General features: G+C 67.5%; 1 protein-coding gene. It reads right to left on the bottom strand.

Features of this window, described 5'->3' with window-relative positions; genetic code table 11:
• Positions 1-422, bottom strand: a 422-nt coding sequence (locus HL290_RS18445) for a TonB-dependent receptor domain-containing protein (RefSeq protein WP_198497224.1), incomplete at both ends; no start/stop codon positions are given.

The raw sequence follows: 422 nt of genomic DNA, 5'->3' as shown, positions 1-422 counted from the left end.
GTGGTGAGCACGTTCTCCTTCTCGATGTGGAAGGCGGCGGCCGTCACGCTGAGGCCGTCGAACAGGTCGAGCTTGGTCCCGACCTCGTAGGCGAACCCGGTCTCGGGCGCGAAGGGCCGCGACGCGCTGTCGAAGCCGGTGTTCGGGCGGAACGAGGCGGCGACGTTGCCGTAGAGGGCCAGGAACGACAGCGGCTGGTAGACGAGGCCGGCACGCGGCGAGAAGCCGGTGCGGTCCTGCTCGGTCCGTTCGTTCGCGACCTTGTCCCGGAAGGTCTGGTTGTAGAAGTCGGTGCGGTTGCCCAGCAGCAGCTTCCATTCCGGGCTGAGCGCGATCTGATCCTGGAGGTAGACCGCCGTGTTGCCGACGTTCTCGCTGGCGCTGTAGCGGCGCGTGAACGGAGGCTTGGCCTGCCCGTAGAC

The sequence above is a fragment of the Acinetobacter sp. AC1-2 genome, assembly GCF_016124155.1.
Lineage (GTDB): Bacteria > Pseudomonadota > Gammaproteobacteria > Pseudomonadales > Moraxellaceae > Acinetobacter > Acinetobacter calcoaceticus.
The sequence above is the reverse complement of the archived record's forward strand: the minus strand, read 5'-3'. Positions and strand labels throughout refer to the sequence as shown.